This window comes from Nonomuraea sp. CX421 (assembly GCF_059358955.1).
The window spans coordinates 183,235-197,459 of record NZ_JCADBK010000005.1 but is presented as its reverse complement, the minus strand read 5'-3'; the positions used below and the strand labels follow the sequence as shown (position 1 = coordinate 197,459).

The following is a 14,225-nucleotide window of genomic DNA, read 5'->3' as shown; positions in this document are numbered from 1 at the left end:
CGACGGGTCCGGTCGGTAAGGTGCTCCTGTGACCGACTGCCTCTTCTGCAAGATCGCGGCCAAGGAGATCCCAGCCGAGATCGTACTCGAGACCGACAGGGCTGTGGCGTTCCGTGACATCAACCCGCAGGCGCCCACCCACGTGCTGGTCATACCGAAGGAGCATCACGCCGACGCGGCGGCGCTGGCCCAGGCCGACGACGGGCTCGCCGACGATGTGATCAAGGCCGCGCACGCCGTGGCCGTCCAGGAGGGCGTGGCCGAGGGCGGCTACCGCATCGTGTTCAACACCGGGCCGGGCGCGGGGCAGACGGTCTTCCACGTGCACGCGCACATGCTCGGCGGGCGCGGCCTGTCGTGGCCGCCCGGTTGATATTGGCGCGAACGCCAGGCCTGGTCCCGGCTACGATGTGTGGAGAAGTACATCCGAACAGACCGGGAGGCATCAGGCCACGGGCCTGCCCATGTCCGAACTACACGAATCCCGACGGACTGCACCTCCTTCGCGCACTCAGGCCAAGGTGCTGATTCCAGACGATTATCCGATGGTCAGCCTCCTGGGCTCTCGTGACGAGCTGCTGCGCGTCATCGAGGGCGCTTTCAGGGCCGACATCCACGTGCGTGGCAATGAGATCACCGTCACCGGCAGCCCCGACGAGAGCGGCACCGTGGTGCGGCTGTTCGAGGAGCTGGTCGAGGTGCTGCGCAGTGGGGGCGAGCTGACCCCCGACGCGGTCGAGCGGAGCATCGCCATGCTGCGGATGACCTCCGACCGGCCCGCCGAGGTGCTTTCCCTCGACATCCTCTCCTCGCGGGGCCGCACGATCAGGCCCAAGACGGTCAACCAGAAACGCTACGTCGACGCGATCGACAAGCACACGGTCGTCTTCGGCATCGGCCCCGCCGGCACCGGCAAGACCTATCTCGCGATGGCCAAGGCCGTGCGCGCGCTGCAGGAGAAGCGGGTCAACCGGATCATCCTGACCCGTCCGGCGGTCGAGGCCGGAGAGCGGCTGGGCTTCCTGCCCGGCACCCTCTACGAGAAGATCGACCCCTACCTGCGGCCGCTGTACGACGCGCTGCACGACATGGTCGACCCCGACTCGATCCCCAAGCTGATGGCCGCCGGCACGATCGAGGTCGCGCCGCTGGCCTACATGCGGGGCCGCACCCTCAACGATGCCTTCATCATCCTCGACGAGGCGCAGAACTCCTCGGCCGAGCAGATGAAGATGTTCCTGACCAGGCTCGGCTTTAACTCCAAGATCGTGGTGACCGGTGACGTCACGCAGGTCGACCTGCCCGCGGGCACGACCAGCGGCCTGCGGGTCGTCCAGCAGATCCTCGACGGCATCCCCGACATCCACTTCGCCCGCCTGTCCAGCGCCGACGTGGTGCGTCACAAGCTGGTGAGCGAGATCGTCGACGCCTACGGCCGCTACGACGCGCTGCAGGAGCCGAGTGCCGCCAAACCCATCCAGCAGCGGGGCAGACGGCGATGAGCATCGAGATCAACAACGAGTCGGGCGCCGAGGTCGACGAGGAGGGCATCGTCGAGCTGGCCGGCTACATGCTCGGCGAGATGGGCATCAACCCGCTCGCCGAGATGTCCATCATGATCGTCGACGAGGCGGCCATGGCCGAGCTCCACGAGAAGTGGATGGGCGAGCCGGGTCCCACCGACGTGCTGGCCTTCCCGATGGACGAGCTGCGTCCCGGCGGCGGGGCGCGCGGCGACGCCGAGGGGCCCACCGACCCGGCGCTCCTCGGTGACGTGGTGCTGTGCCCGCAGGTGGCCGCCCGGCAGGCGGCCGAGGCGGGTCACGACACCCGTGACGAGCTGGAGCTGCTGTGCACGCACGGCATCCTCCACCTGCTCGGATACGACCACGCCGAGCCTGAGGAGCACAAGGAGATGTTCGGTCTGCAGGCCCGGCTCCTCGAGTCGTGGCAGGAGGTGCGCAGCTCGCGGTGAACGTCTGGTTGCCTCTGGCCGTCGTCCTCGTGGTGATCGGCGGGCTGATCGCCAGCGTGGAGACGGCACTGACGCGCATTTCCCGGGTGCGGGCCGAAGCGTTCGTACGTGACGGCAGGCGCGGCGCCGAGCGGCTGCAGGCCATCGTCAACGATCCGCCGCGCTACCTCAACCTGCTGCTGCTGCTCAGGCTGAGCTGTGAGCTGGTCGCCACGGTGATCGCCACTCTGTTGTTCATCGACCTGATGAGCGACCAGGGCTGGGCCTACTTCGCCGCGGCGGCCATCATGATCGTGGTCAGTTACGTGATCGTCGGCGTCATGCCCCGCACCCTGGGCCGTCAGCACGCCGGGCCGATCGCCCTGGCCGGCGCCCCCGTGGTCTACGGTCTGACCCGCATCTTCGGCCCGCTGCCCAAGCTGCTCATCCTGCTCGGCAACGCGCTGACCCCCGGCAGGGGCTTCCGCGACGGCCCGTTCACCTCCGAGGCCGAGCTGCGCGACCTGGTCGACCTGGCCGAGGAGCGCCGGATGATCGAGCCGGACGAGCGCGAGATGATCCACTCGGTCTTCGAGCTGGGCGACACGCTGGTCCGCGAGGTCATGGTGCCCCGCACCGACATGGTCTTCATCGAGCGGGGCAAGACGCTCAACCAGGCGCTGTCGCTGGCGTTGCGCAGCGGGTTCTCCCGCGTCCCGGTGGTGGGCGAGAACGAAGACGACGTCATCGGCATCGCCTATCTCAAGGACATCGCCCGCAGGGTGCACGAGGCGGGCCAGGACAGCAGCAAGGAGAAGGTCGAGTCGATCATGCGCCCGGCGACGTACGTGCCGGAGAGCAAGCCGATCGACCAGCTGCTGCGCGAGATGCAGGCCCGGCAGATCCACCTGGCGATCGTCATCGACGAGTACGGCGGCACGGCCGGGCTGGTCACGATCGAGGACGTCCTGGAGGAGATCGTCGGTGAGATCACCGACGAGTACGACCAGGAGGCGCCCCGGGTCGAGCCGATGCCCGACGGCGCGCTCCGTGTGACGGCCCGGATGCCGGTCGACGAGCTGGCCGAGCTGTTCGACACCGAGATCGAGGTCGACGACGTGGAGACCGTGGGCGGGCTGCTGGCCCACGCGCTCGGCCGGGTGCCGATCGCCGGGTCGCAGGCCGACGTGGCCGGTCTGCGGCTCACCGCCGAGAGCCTGGCCGGCCGTCGCAACCGGATCAGCACCGTGGTGGTCCGCCGCGTCGCGCCGCCCGAGACGGACGTCATGCCGGCGACCGCCGCGCAGGACTGACCGTCGCGTTCGTCGGCAGCCGACGCTGTACGGATGCGGCAGGTGTCAGTGTTGCGGGCGATTGTGGCAAGTGTTCTACAAGTCTTCTGCAAGCGGTCTGCCCCAGTCTGTAGCTCGACACCACAGTGCGGTGGGTGTCACGAAGGGAAGCGTCCCGAGCACCGGGTGGGGTTCGCGGTGGGAGGGACACTCTCTTGGGGGGTGACGGCATCTCGGTCAGCTAGCCGATCGAGATGTTGCTTTTAGGGGTGTTCTCGTCTGATAAGCCAGGCGAGGGCACCCTTTTAGCGTTTGGACCTTTATTGACAGGTCTGGTGGATTGCCGCGCTCGGCCCCCGGGGTAGATCGGCTGCGGGGGGAATCATGAAGCGCGGACTGCGGATCACCGGCCTGGTCGTCGCATGCGGCCTGGTCAGCGGGCTCCTGATCGGATGCCTGGTGGGGTGCGGCAGCGAGGCCACCGAGGGCCACGCCGACCCACGGGCACTGGCGGCACTCCGGGGGGCGCTGGGCACGCCCGCCCGGCTGCCGGACGGCTTCGCGCCGAGGCCCCAGGACGCGTGGCGGGCGCCGTTCACCGCCGCCAACCGCAACTGCCGGGTCCTGCTCGCACCTGTTGGCGGCCGGGCCCCCGAACGGGCGCTGACCGCGCAGGCGGCGGTCAGCTACCAGGGTGACGAGCTGGGCGAGCAGGTCGGCGTCGGGCTCGCCCGCTACGCCGGCTCCGAGGCCGAAGGGCACATCGACGACCTGGCCACGGCCCTGTCGGAGTGCCGGAAGGTGCGCTCGCGCGGCGGCACCCGCCTCCGGCTGCGCGAGCTGCCGCTGCAGGACGTGGGAGACGAGGCGATCGGCGCCGAGCTGCGCGGAAAGCTCAACGGCTACCCGTACGCGCTGGACGTGGTGCTCGCCCGCTCGGGTGACACCCTGGTCTCGCTCGTGCACACGGGCATGGCCGGGGTGGACCGGGAGCGCACGCGGCAGCTCCTCACCGCCGTGATGGGCATGGCCAGCGCCTAACCTAGTGCCTGTGACTCTCGATCCTGAAGACAGCAAGCTCATCACCCTGGCCCGCGCCTCCAGGGCGCGTGGTGGCTCCGCTGAGGGCGCCGCCGTGCGCGACGAGACCGGGCGCACCTACTCAGCCACCGACGTCGCACTGCAGGCGCTCCAGCTCTCCGCGGTGCAGGTGGCGGTCGCCATGGCGGTCTCCAGCGGCGCGCGGTCGCTCGAGGCCGCCGCGCTGGTCACGGCGGCCGACGGGCCGAGCGCCGCCGACGAGGCGGTGGCCCGCGAGCTGGGCGTCAAGGCTCTGCTCGTGGCCGGCCCCGACGGCACCCCGCGGAGCTGACATGCCGATCTCCCCTCATCTCGCCAGAGTGCGCGCCAAGGTCGGGTCCGATCTGCTGATGCTGCCGTCGGTGTGCGGCTGCGTGTTCGACGAGTCGGGGCGGCTGCTGGTCGCGCGGCACGGCGACGTCGGCCTCTGGGCCGCGCCGGGCGGCTGCCTCGACCCGGACGAGCGGCCCGAGGACGCCGTGGCCAGGGAGCTGCGCGAGGAGCTCGGCATCGACATCGCCGTACGCGGTCTCATCGGCGTCTACGGCGGGCGGGAGTTCCGCACCGTGTACCCCAACGGCCACCAGTGCGGCTACATGGTCGCGGTGTACGGCTGCGTGGTCGCGTCCGGCGTCCCCGTTCCCGACGGCGACGAGATCACCGACGCCCGCTGGGTCACCGAGCAGGAGCTGACCGGGCTCACGATGACCCCGTGGTCGCCGCACGTGCTGCCCGACGCGTTCGCCTGGTGGCGAGACCAGGGCCGATGATGGGCCAGAATTGCGGGGTGACTTCGCCAGACAGCCATCGCGCCGGATTCGCCTGCTTCGTGGGGAGGCCGAACGTCGGCAAGTCCACGCTGATGAACGCCCTGGTCGGCACGAAGGTGGCGATCACCTCGTCCAAGCCGCAGACCACCCGCCGGGTCATCAGGGGCATCGTGCACCGGCCCGATGCCCAGATCGTCGTCGTCGACACCCCGGGCCTGCACCGCCCGCGCACGCTGCTCGGCGAGCGCCTCGACAGTCTGGTGCTGTCGACGTTGACCGAGGTCGACGTGATCGGCTTCTGCCTGCCCGCCAACGAGCCGATCGGCAAGGGCGACCGGTTCATCGCCGACAAGCTGTCGGCGGTGAAGCGCACTCCGGTGGTCGCCGTGGTCACCAAGACCGACCTCGCCGGCAAGGAGCAGATCGCCGCGCAACTGCTGGCGGTGTCACAGCTCGCCGAGTTCGCCGCGATCGTCCCCGTGTCGGCGCAGCACGATGACCAGCTCGACGTGCTGGCCGACGTGCTCGTGAAGCATTTGCCCGAGTCCCCGCCGCTGTACGAGGGCGGGCAGCTCACCGACGAGCCCGAGCAGGTGCTGGTGGGAGAGCTGATCAGGGAGGCGGCACTGGAGGGCGTGCGCGACGAGCTGCCCCACTCGATCGCCGTCGTGGTCGACGAGATGATGCCGCGCGAGGGGCGTGACGACCTGCTCGACATCTACGCGCACCTGTTCGTGGAGCGCCCGTCGCAGAAGGCGATCGTGATCGGGCACAAGGGTGAGCGGCTGCGCGACGTGGGCACCCGGGCCCGCAAGCAGATCGAGGCGCTGCTCGGCACCCGCGTCTATCTCGACCTGCGCATCAGCGTGGCCAAGGACTGGCAGCGCGACCCCAAGCAGCTGCGCCGGCTGGGCTTCTACGACTGATCGGCGCGGCTCGCCAGCGCCGGCGTCAGCGTGAGCAGCGCGAAGACGATCAGCGCCAGGGCGCTGGCCAGCGCGGCGAACCAGCCGTAACGGATCACCGGCTCGACCGACAGCACCCTGCCCAGATCGACCGACACCCGGTCGGCCGCCCCCGCCGGATCGGTCACGTACAGCACCAGCATCAGCGTGGCCAACGCGCCCGGCAGCGCGGCCAGCGCCGCGATCCAGGGGCGGGTGATCAGCCCGGCCAGGCCGAAGGCCAGCGCCGCCATCCCGGCGATCAGCGTGTAGACGCCGAAGCCGTCGTCGGTGCCGCGCACGTCACGGGAAACGGCGCCGCCGATGAGGTCGCTGCTGGCCTCGACGCCCGCCCACGGCAGGATCGCGCAGAACACGAGCAGCGCCGCGGCGATGGTGACGGCGAACGCGTGAGCCCGCCGCGGCCGGCGTCGCGCGGGACCCGGCGAAAGGTAGTCGGCCACACGGTCACCATAGGACGACCGGACGCTCCGGGCCAGGCCGGCGAGCCTTCGGCGGGTCACCCGGCGCCGGACGGGGCGGACGCCAGCGCCTCGCCCCACTCCAGGCGGTCGCGCAGGGCGACGGCGTCCGGGGCGAGCGCGGACACCAGGACGCCGGGGCCGGCCAGCGGGAGCACAGCGACCCCGTCACCGACGACTGCCTCCCGGCAGGCCGGTCCGGGGGTGACGAGGGTGGTGCCGACGCAGCGGGCGGTGCCGTAGATCGCCGGTGAGGTGTCGAGGGCCGGGTCGCCGACGACGTGCTCCTGCCTGAGCAGGGGACGGCTGTCGCTGGTGGCGTCGAAGCGGGCGTGACAGCGGCCCGGACGCTCGCCGTACCGGCCGAACACGATCTCCTCCCGCCAGAGCACGCGCGCGTCCGCCGCCAGGGCCAGCCGTACGGTCAGGCGGTGCGAACATCCGGCGGCGAGGACCGTCGGCTCGGGCGCGAACCGGAGCGAGGCCCCGGCGCCGACCCGCGCGGTGATCAGCAGGTGTGACTCGCCCTCGCCGGGAAGCACCAGCGTGCTCGCCACCGAACCGACCTCCAGGCTGGTGCCCGGGGCGACGTCGAGGTCGAGCCGGAGCCGGTCGCCGCCGAGCGGGCCCGCCGCGGTCGAGACGAGGTGCACGGTCCGCGCGCCGGTCTGGCGGAACGTCAGCGGCGGCGCCGAGCCCAGCCCGCTGACGACCGTTCGCCCCCCGGACAGCGAGGTCGCGACGAAGGCGCGGGCCCGCATAGCGCGGCGGGCGGCGGGCGGGAGGGCGTCGGCGGTCACGGTCAGCCCGCGGAGACGGGACGCTCGGACCAGGCGCGCAGCTGGACGGACACCCAGGCGGCCACCTCGGCCACCTCGGGCTCCCGCCTGATCGAGGTGAAGAGCACCGGCCGGTCGCCGCGCACCGCGGCCGCGTCGCGGGCCATCACCCCGAGGTCGGCGCCGACCATCGGCGCGAGGTCGGTCTTGTTGACGACCAGCAGGTCGGCCGTGGTGACACCGGGACCACCCTTGCGCGGCACCTTGTCGCCGCCGGACACGTCGAGGACGAAGATCTGCCGGTCGGCCAGGCCGCGGCTGAACGTCGCCGTCAGGTTGTCGCCGCCGCTCTCCACGATCACCAGGTCGAGCGGGCCGAAACGGTGTTCGAGGGTCTCCACGGCGTCGAGATTGGCGGCGATGTCGTCGCGGATCGCCGTGTGAGGGCAGCAGCCGGTCTCGACGGCCAGGATGCGTTCGCCGTCGAGCACCCCGGCCGCGCGCAGGAAGTCGGCGTCCTCGGTGGTGTAGATGTCGTTGGTCACCACGCCGAGGCGCGTCGACGGGCCGAGCACCCGGCACAGCGCCGCCACCAGCGCCGTCTTGCCGCTGCCCACCGGCCCGCCCACGCCCAGCCGCAGGGCCCGGCCGTGCCCGTCGGGGGCCTGGTGGTGGTCATCGTGGTGGGCGCTCATCGGGAACCTCCGAGGAAACCCCGCCTTCCGGGCAGGGGGGGAATCGGACCCCTGTGGAGCAGGGCAGGGGCAGGAGATCCGCCGCCAGGCGGATCGCCGTCAGAACGCCGCACGACACCACGCGGTTCGGTAGTGTGTTCGACGGTGGCGACGACCAAGTCACCGGACGAACGATCAGAAACACCCTCGCCGCAGGGCTTGCGGAGAGGCGAAACGCCTGTGGAGCCGGTGTAAGACCTCAACGAGAGTCCTCTCGGGCGGGCGACGGGCAGGGAAGCAGGAAGACCAACCGGCGACGGTTGGAATCCCGGTTCTTCAGGAGCCGGGAGGATGTCAAGGCGGAGTCCTTTCCTAGGAGACGAACAGCCTGACCGCGGCCCGCGCGTGCCGCTCGGCCAGCAGGTCGAGAGCTGGCGCGGAGTGGGCGGGCAGTTCCGCCCACGCGGTCTCGGGGCCGGAAACAAGGGAGGCCAGGTCGTCCAGGTCGGGGACCATGTCGGCGAGCAGTCGGTGGACCTCGACCGGGTCGAGGCCGAGCAGGCGCGCCGCCGCCGTGGCCGGGCCCGTGACGGCGTGGTAGGCCGCCGCCAGGGCGGCGTCCCCGGCAGAGGCTCCCGCCGCGTGCGCCGCCGCTCCCAGCGCGACGGGATGATGCGGATCGGGTACGGCCCGAGCCAGCGAGTCGAGCGCGGGCGAGGGCCAGACGCGGCGTGCCACCCGGAGCAGCAGCCGGCCCTGGGTCCTGGACGCGGCGCGCTGGGCCGGCGACGCGGTCCGGGCGTCGGCCTCGGCGTCAAGGCCGGTCCAGGGCGACGTCTCCAGCGGTGTGGAGGCTGTACGGGAGGCGGCGGCGGCGAAGGCGGCGGCGACGCGGCCCGAGGTGTGCAGGCGGCCCCTGAGGAAGGCCGAGAGAGACGGGAGGTCATGGACGGCGCCGGAGGCGACGGCCTGCTCGGCGCCACCGGAGTGGGCGTGGCCCCCGGCCGGGAGCCGGGAGTCGGTGAGGAGGAGCAGCGCCGGGTTCATCAGAACAGGAAGTAGCGCTGCGTCATGGGCAGCGCTGCGGCCGGCGCCGGCTCGACGAGGTCGCCGTCGATGAGCACCCGGAAGGTGTCCGGCTCCACCTCGATCCGGGGGAGCGCGTCGTTGAGCGGCATTGCCTCCTTGCCGCGCCCGCGCACGTCGGCCACCGGAACCAGGCGGCGGCGCACCGCCAGGCGGTCGGCGAGCCCCTCGTTGAGCGCGAGAGGGGAGACGAAGTGCAGCGACGTGGCCGCCGCCGTCACGGGGACGGCGCCGAACATGGGGCGTGAGAGCACCGGCTGAGGGGTCGGAATGGAGGCGTTGGCGTCGCCCACCTGGGCCCACGCCACCACGCCCCCCTTGAGCACCAGCGCCGGCTTGACCCCGAAGAACGCCGGGTCCCACAGCACCAGGTCGGCCAGCTTGCCTTGCTCCACCGAGCCGACCTCGCTGTCGAGACCGTGCGCGATGGCCGGGCAGATCGTGTACTTGGCGACGTAGCGGCGGGCCCGCAGGTTGTCGGCCGGACCACCGCCGAGCACGCCGCGGCGGCCCTTCATCACATGGGCCGTCTGCCAGGTGCGGATGACGGTCTCGCCGATGCGGCCCATCGCCTGCGAATCAGAGCCGATCATGGAGATGGCGCCCAGGTCGTGGAGCACGTCCTCGGCCGCCATCGTAGAGGGCCTGATGCGCGACTCGGCGAACGCCAGGTCCTCGGGGATCGACGGGTTGAGGTGGTGGCAGACCATCAGCATGTCGAGATGCTCGTCGAGGGTGTTGACGGTGTGCGGCCTGGTGGGATTGGTGGAGGAGGGCAGCACGTTGGCGTAGGACGCCACCCGGATGATGTCCGGAGCGTGCCCGCCCCCGGCGCCCTCGGTGTGGTAGGCGTGGATCGCGCGGTCGCCGATGGCGGCCAGCGTCGACTCCACGAACCCGGCCTCGTTCAGCGTGTCGGTGTGGATCGTCACCTGCACTCCGGTCGCGTCGGCCACCGTCAGGCAGGCGTCGATCGCGGCGGGCGTGGTGCCCCAGTCCTCGTGCAGCTTGAAGCCGGACGCGCCCGCCCTGAGCTGCTCCATCAGGCCCTCGGAGCTGACCGTGTTGCCCTTGCCGAGCAGTGCGAAGTTGAGCGGATAGGAGTCGAGCGACTCCAGCATCCTGGCCAGATACCAGGTGCCGGTGACCGTGGTCGCCTTGGTGCCCTCGACGGGCCCGGTGCCGCCGCCGACGATCGTGGTGACGCCCGCGCCGATCGCCTCGTCGAGCAGCTGGGGGCAGATGAGGTGCACGTGGGAGTCGACCGCGCCGGCGGTGAGGATCTTGCCGTTGCCACTGAGGATCTCGGTGGACGGCCCGATCACGATGTCGACGCCGTCCATGGTGTCGGGGTTGCCGGCCTTGCCGATCGCGCTGATCCGGCCCCCGGCGACGCCGACGTCGGCCTTGACCACGCCCCAGTGGTCGAGGATCACCACGCCGGTGATGACCAGGTCGGCCGCGCCCTCGGCCCGGGTGGCGCGGGCCTGGCCCATGGACTCGCGGATCACCTTGCCGCCGCCGAACACCGCCTCGTCACCAGCGCCGGCCGGGCCCATCGCCAGGTCCTCGGTCACCTCGACGAACAGGTCGGTGTCGGCCAGCCTGATCCGATCGCCCGTGGTGGGCCCGTACAGCGCCGCGTAGCGGGCGCGGGAGATGTCAGCCATCGAGCGGACCCGCCCATTCCGGTCGCAGGCCGGGCACCACGCGGCGTCCGGCGATGGGCACCAGCGTCACGTCGCGCTCCACGCCCGGCTCGAACCTGATCGCGGTGCCCGCCGGAACGTCGAGCCGCATTCCCCAGGCGGCGCCGCGGTCGAACTCCAGGCCCGGGTTGGCGGCGGCGAAGTGGTAGTGGGAACCGACCTGCACGGGCCGGTCGGCCGTGTTGACGACCCGGACCGTCACCCGCTCGCGTCCCGGATTGAGCGGGATGGCACCCTCGGGATGGAGGTACTCGCCGGGGATCACGGGATGGGCCTGTGGACGGTGACCAGCTTGGTGCCGTCGGGGAAGGTGGCCTCGATCTGCACGGTGTCGAGCATCTTGGGCACGCCGTCCATGACGTCGGCCCGGGCCAGCACGGACCGCCCGGACTCCATCAGCTCGGCCACGGTCCGGCCGTCCCGGGCCCCCTCCATCAGGAACGACGCGATGATCGCGGTGGCCTCGGGGTGGTTGAGCCGCAGGCCCCTGGCCTGACGCTCGCGTGCGACCCCGGCGGCGACGTGAATGAGCAGGCGCTCCTGCTCGTGTGGGGTAAGCCGCATGGCCGGACCCTAGAAACCGGCCGTTTCGCGGGCGTTGCCGGGGGATGTCGTGTTGGTTTCCGGTGCGTGGATCAGCCCGCGGTCCATGCTCTGGCCGACTCCACGATCTCCTCCAGGTGGCCGCTGTGAGCGCCGTGCCAGTAGACCTGGCCGCAGGCGCGGCACTGCCCGTAGGCGTCGAAGGTGCGCCGGGTGCCCGCCTCCAGCAGCGGCTCCACCTCGTGTTTGGCGGCCGGGATCAGCAGGCCGTTGCAGGCCGTGCACCTGGTCCAGGGGCGCAGCGGGGGAGAGAAGCGTTCTAGCAGGTCGCGCAGCTGGTCGCGCGGGCTGGAACCGCGTACGTACGCCCCGAGCCAGAGGGCGCGGCGGCGCAGCAGGCCGCGGTCCTGGGTGAGCAGCACCCGGCGCTCCTCGTTGGCCTGCGCGACGAGGGCCGGATCGTCCATGTCGTTGTGGTAGGCCGTGTCGAGGCCGAGCAGCCGCAGCCGCCGCGCCAGCGTGCCGAGGTGCACGTCGAGCAGGAAGCGGGGCTCCTCGGGCAACTGCTGCGGCCGTGGCACCGCGGGCACGTCCACGATGTCGCCCGCGACCGGCACGTAGGACGGGGTGACGCCACGGTCGCCGATGGTCATCGGGCCGACCTCCGTGAGCGGGACCCCGATCGACTCCACGTGATGGCCCAGGGTCGAGGTGCGGTCGAGCGTCACCCGGTGCCACTCCTGCCGGCGGCTCACGGGCAGGAACATGAGCAGCTCCGGGGCGATGCGAAGGTGCGCCTCCCGTTCGGTCACGATGTCCATTCTGCGCGATCGGATGGGTGCCTCCTCAGATCGGGAGCTGCCAGATGTGCCATTCGTCCAGGAGCGTGAAGCCCATCGCCTCGTTGATGGCCAGCATGTGCGCGTTGGACGTGGCGTTCCACGTGATGATCCGCTCGACCTGCGGCTCCAGCTCGCGCAGGCGGAGCAGGTTGGCCAGCTTGAGCAGCAGGCCGAGGCGGTGGCCGCGGTGCGGGCCGAGCACGACGGTGTCGGCCTGATGGGCCCAGCCGTCGGCGCGGTCGGCGTTGACGTACAGGCGGGTGAATCCCGCGGGCGCGCCGTCGGAGACGCGCCTGGCGATCGCGGTGTGGCAGTCGGAGCCGCCCGGCACGATCAGCTCCTCGCGCGCCCGGATGCGCTCGATGTCGTAGACCGCGTCCTCCATCTCGGCGCCGAGCGGGGCGTCGTTCATGCCGGCGGTCAGCACGGCCAGGTCGGCGAGCCGGTCGGGCCCGGCGGGGCCCTTCCACAGCTCCAGTTCGTAGCCCGCCGGCCGGGGCAGCATGTCGCGAAACCGGCGCCAGTCGACCTCGCGCAGTTCGAGGGTGCGGCGGGCCTCCGTGAGCGACACCGTGAATCCGTGCGCCTCCGCGAAGCGCGCGCCTGTGCCCACAGTGGGCGTCTCGGCCAGGAGCAGCCGCCTGCCCTCGGCGCGCAGCCGGTCGCGAGCCGAGCCGAGCAGCCTGCCGCCGAGCCCCCTGCCGCGCCGGTCGGGGCGCACGAACAGCGGATCCACCCAGCCCAGATGCGTGTTGTCGAGCGTGGGCAGGACGAGCCGGTAGCCGCCCACGACCTCGTCGCCGTCGCGCTCGACGTGGGACTCGATCTGCGAGCCCCGCTGCTCCCGGGTGAACATCACCTGGAAGCGGCGCGATGACAGCACCGGACCGGGCTGGTCGGCGACGGCCTGGACATAGGCGGCGTGCAGTCGGCCGAGGGTCGCGCCGTCGATGGTCGTCATGGATCCAGGCAAGCGCATGGGCCCCGGACCCGGCCACCGGTTTACTGCCGGTAGTCCTCGACCTCGCTGACCGGCCGGGGCGCCGCGTTGTCGGGGTCCTCGCCCGCGTGGCGGCGGGCCCTGCGCTGCCGCAGCAGGTCCCAGCACTGGTCGAGCGCCACTTCGAGCTCCTTCACCCGGGCGTTCTCCTCGTCGGAGGTGACCTCGCCCGCGGACAGCCGGCCGCGCAGTTCGTGCTCCTCGTCGACCAGGGCGCTGATCCTGCCGAGAATCTCGTTGTCCCGCATGTCCGAGACTCTACTGACTTCGTGATAGAACACGCCCTATGTCTGGTATCGCGCTGGTAAGAAAGCCCGGCCCCCGCCTCGCGGACGGCCTCCTCAGCTACGTCCAGCGCGAGCCCGTCGATCCCGGCCTGGCCACGCGGCAGCACGACGCGTACGTGGCCGCCCTCGCCGACGCGGGCTGGCGGCCGGTGTACGCCGAACCGGCCGACGACCTGCCCGACGCCCCCTTCGTCGAGGACACGGTGGTGATTTCCGGGCGGCTGGCCGTACTGACCAGACCCGGTGCCGAGGAGCGGCGGCCCGAGGTGGCGTCGGTGGCGTCGGTGGTGCGCGGGCTGGGGCTGAAGGCGGTGCGGATCACCGGCTCGGGCACCCTCGACGGCGGTGACGTGCTCCAGGTGGGGCCCACCGTCTACGTCGGGAGGTCGGCGCGGACCAACGACGAGGCCATCTCCCAGCTGGCCGCCCTGCTCCCGGAACGCCGGGTCGTGCCCGTCGACCTGGACGGAGTGCTGCACCTGAAGTCGGCCGTCACCGCGCTGCCCGACGGCACGCTCATCGGCCTCGCCGCGCACGTGAACCTGAGCGGACTCCTGCAGCCCGTCGAGGAGGCCGGGGCGCACGTGGTGCCGCTCGGGGGAGACCGGGTCCTGATGGCCGCCTCCGCCCCGCGCACGGCCGCCGCGCTGGAGAAGCGAGGGCTCAAGGTGATCACCGTGGACATCTCGGAGTTCGAGAAGCTGGAAGGGTGCGTCACCTGCCTGTCGGTTCTCATTCCCTAGACGCCGGGCCTGATCCGGTCGGGTCGGATCCGGTCGGGCC

General features: G+C 71.6%; 19 protein-coding genes. 9 read left to right on the top strand and 10 right to left on the bottom strand.

The features are described 5' to 3' along the window. Positions 1-28 precede the first annotated feature (28 nt). From AC5L3X_RS12340 to era, 8 genes are all read left to right on the top strand, one after another. A complete protein-coding gene (locus AC5L3X_RS12340) occupies positions 29-373 on the top strand; it encodes a histidine triad nucleotide-binding protein (RefSeq protein WP_189123715.1) in 345 nt (114 codons plus the stop codon). Positions 374-464: 91 nt separating this feature from the next. Beyond that, on the top strand, positions 465-1,502 hold the full coding sequence (locus tag AC5L3X_RS12335) for a PhoH family protein (RefSeq protein ID WP_494857068.1): 1,038 nt from the start codon (positions 465-467) through the stop codon (positions 1,500-1,502). Beyond that, positions 1,499-1,975, top strand: coding sequence for an rRNA maturation RNase YbeY (ybeY, locus tag AC5L3X_RS12330; protein WP_494857066.1), 477 nt, complete (start codon positions 1,499-1,501; stop codon positions 1,973-1,975). The genes AC5L3X_RS12335 and ybeY overlap by 4 nt, the downstream gene beginning before the upstream one ends. Then, the gene (locus tag AC5L3X_RS12325; RefSeq protein ID WP_494857064.1) at positions 1,972-3,267 is read left to right on the top strand and encodes a hemolysin family protein; all 1,296 of its coding nucleotides are present in this window, start codon (positions 1,972-1,974) and stop codon (positions 3,265-3,267) included. Before ybeY ends, AC5L3X_RS12325 begins: the two co-directional genes overlap by 4 nt. A gap of 363 nt (positions 3,268-3,630) precedes the next feature. Next, positions 3,631-4,287 (top strand): hypothetical protein, encoded by a 657-nt coding sequence (locus AC5L3X_RS12320; protein WP_494857062.1) that lies wholly within the window; start codon positions 3,631-3,633, stop codon positions 4,285-4,287. Between the two features lie 10 nt (positions 4,288-4,297). Continuing rightward, positions 4,298-4,618 carry a cytidine deaminase-like protein gene (locus AC5L3X_RS12315; protein ID WP_494857061.1) on the top strand — a complete coding sequence of 107 codons (321 nt, stop codon included), beginning with the start codon at positions 4,298-4,300 and terminating at the stop codon, positions 4,616-4,618. Position 4,619: 1 nt separating this feature from the next. Continuing rightward, a complete protein-coding gene (locus AC5L3X_RS12310) occupies positions 4,620-5,096 on the top strand; it encodes an NUDIX domain-containing protein (RefSeq protein WP_494857059.1) in 477 nt (158 codons plus the stop codon). Positions 5,097-5,113: 17 nt separating this feature from the next. Further along, positions 5,114-6,022: a GTPase Era gene (gene era, locus AC5L3X_RS12305; RefSeq protein ID WP_494857058.1), complete on the top strand. Its 909-nt coding sequence runs from the start codon at positions 5,114-5,116 to the stop codon at positions 6,020-6,022. On the opposite strand, the gene AC5L3X_RS12300 is transcribed toward era, so the two are convergent. The 10 genes from AC5L3X_RS12300 to AC5L3X_RS12255 all read right to left on the bottom strand — a co-directional run bounded on the left by AC5L3X_RS12300 (position 6,013) and on the right by AC5L3X_RS12255 (position 13,403). Further along, positions 6,013-6,504, bottom strand: a complete 492-nt coding sequence (locus tag AC5L3X_RS12300) for a hypothetical protein (protein WP_189123722.1) — start codon at positions 6,502-6,504, stop codon at positions 6,013-6,015. The genes era and AC5L3X_RS12300 overlap by 10 nt on opposite strands. Before the next feature lie 56 nt (positions 6,505-6,560). After that, on the bottom strand, positions 6,561-7,322 hold the full coding sequence (locus AC5L3X_RS12295) for an urease accessory protein UreD (RefSeq protein ID WP_494857056.1): 762 nt from the start codon (positions 7,320-7,322) through the stop codon (positions 6,561-6,563). Positions 7,323-7,324: 2 nt separating this feature from the next. Next, positions 7,325-7,996, bottom strand: coding sequence for an urease accessory protein UreG (gene ureG, locus AC5L3X_RS12290; RefSeq protein ID WP_494857055.1), 672 nt, complete (start codon positions 7,994-7,996; stop codon positions 7,325-7,327). A gap of 351 nt (positions 7,997-8,347) precedes the next feature. Next, entirely contained in the window at positions 8,348-9,022 is a 675-nt protein-coding gene (locus AC5L3X_RS12285; RefSeq protein WP_494857053.1) for an urease accessory protein UreF, read from the bottom strand. Then, complete coding sequence (locus AC5L3X_RS12280) at positions 9,022-10,731, bottom strand: urease subunit alpha (RefSeq protein WP_494857051.1); 1,710 nt, start codon at positions 10,729-10,731, stop codon at positions 9,022-9,024. The genes AC5L3X_RS12285 and AC5L3X_RS12280 overlap by 1 nt, the downstream gene beginning before the upstream one ends. Next, complete coding sequence (locus AC5L3X_RS12275; protein WP_358463059.1) at positions 10,724-11,035, bottom strand: urease subunit beta; 312 nt, start codon at positions 11,033-11,035, stop codon at positions 10,724-10,726. Before AC5L3X_RS12275 ends, AC5L3X_RS12280 begins: the two co-directional genes overlap by 8 nt. After that, positions 11,032-11,334 (bottom strand): urease subunit gamma, encoded by a 303-nt coding sequence (locus tag AC5L3X_RS12270; RefSeq protein ID WP_494857050.1) that lies wholly within the window; start codon positions 11,332-11,334, stop codon positions 11,032-11,034. The genes AC5L3X_RS12275 and AC5L3X_RS12270 overlap by 4 nt, the downstream gene beginning before the upstream one ends. Before the next feature lie 71 nt (positions 11,335-11,405). Further along, on the bottom strand, positions 11,406-12,134 hold the full coding sequence (locus tag AC5L3X_RS12265) for a Mut7-C RNAse domain-containing protein (protein ID WP_494857048.1): 729 nt from the start codon (positions 12,132-12,134) through the stop codon (positions 11,406-11,408). Between the two features lie 25 nt (positions 12,135-12,159). Then, positions 12,160-13,116 (bottom strand): GNAT family N-acetyltransferase, encoded by a 957-nt coding sequence (locus AC5L3X_RS12260; RefSeq protein WP_494857047.1) that lies wholly within the window; start codon positions 13,114-13,116, stop codon positions 12,160-12,162. A gap of 41 nt (positions 13,117-13,157) precedes the next feature. Then, positions 13,158-13,403, bottom strand: coding sequence for a DUF2630 family protein (locus tag AC5L3X_RS12255; protein WP_494857045.1), 246 nt, complete (start codon positions 13,401-13,403; stop codon positions 13,158-13,160). 38 nt (positions 13,404-13,441) lie between these two features. Here AC5L3X_RS12255 and ddaH point away from each other — a divergent pair, with 38 nt between their 5' ends. Further along, on the top strand, positions 13,442-14,185 hold the full coding sequence (ddaH, locus tag AC5L3X_RS12250; RefSeq protein WP_494857044.1) for a dimethylargininase: 744 nt from the start codon (positions 13,442-13,444) through the stop codon (positions 14,183-14,185). Positions 14,186-14,225: the final 40 nt, after the last annotated feature.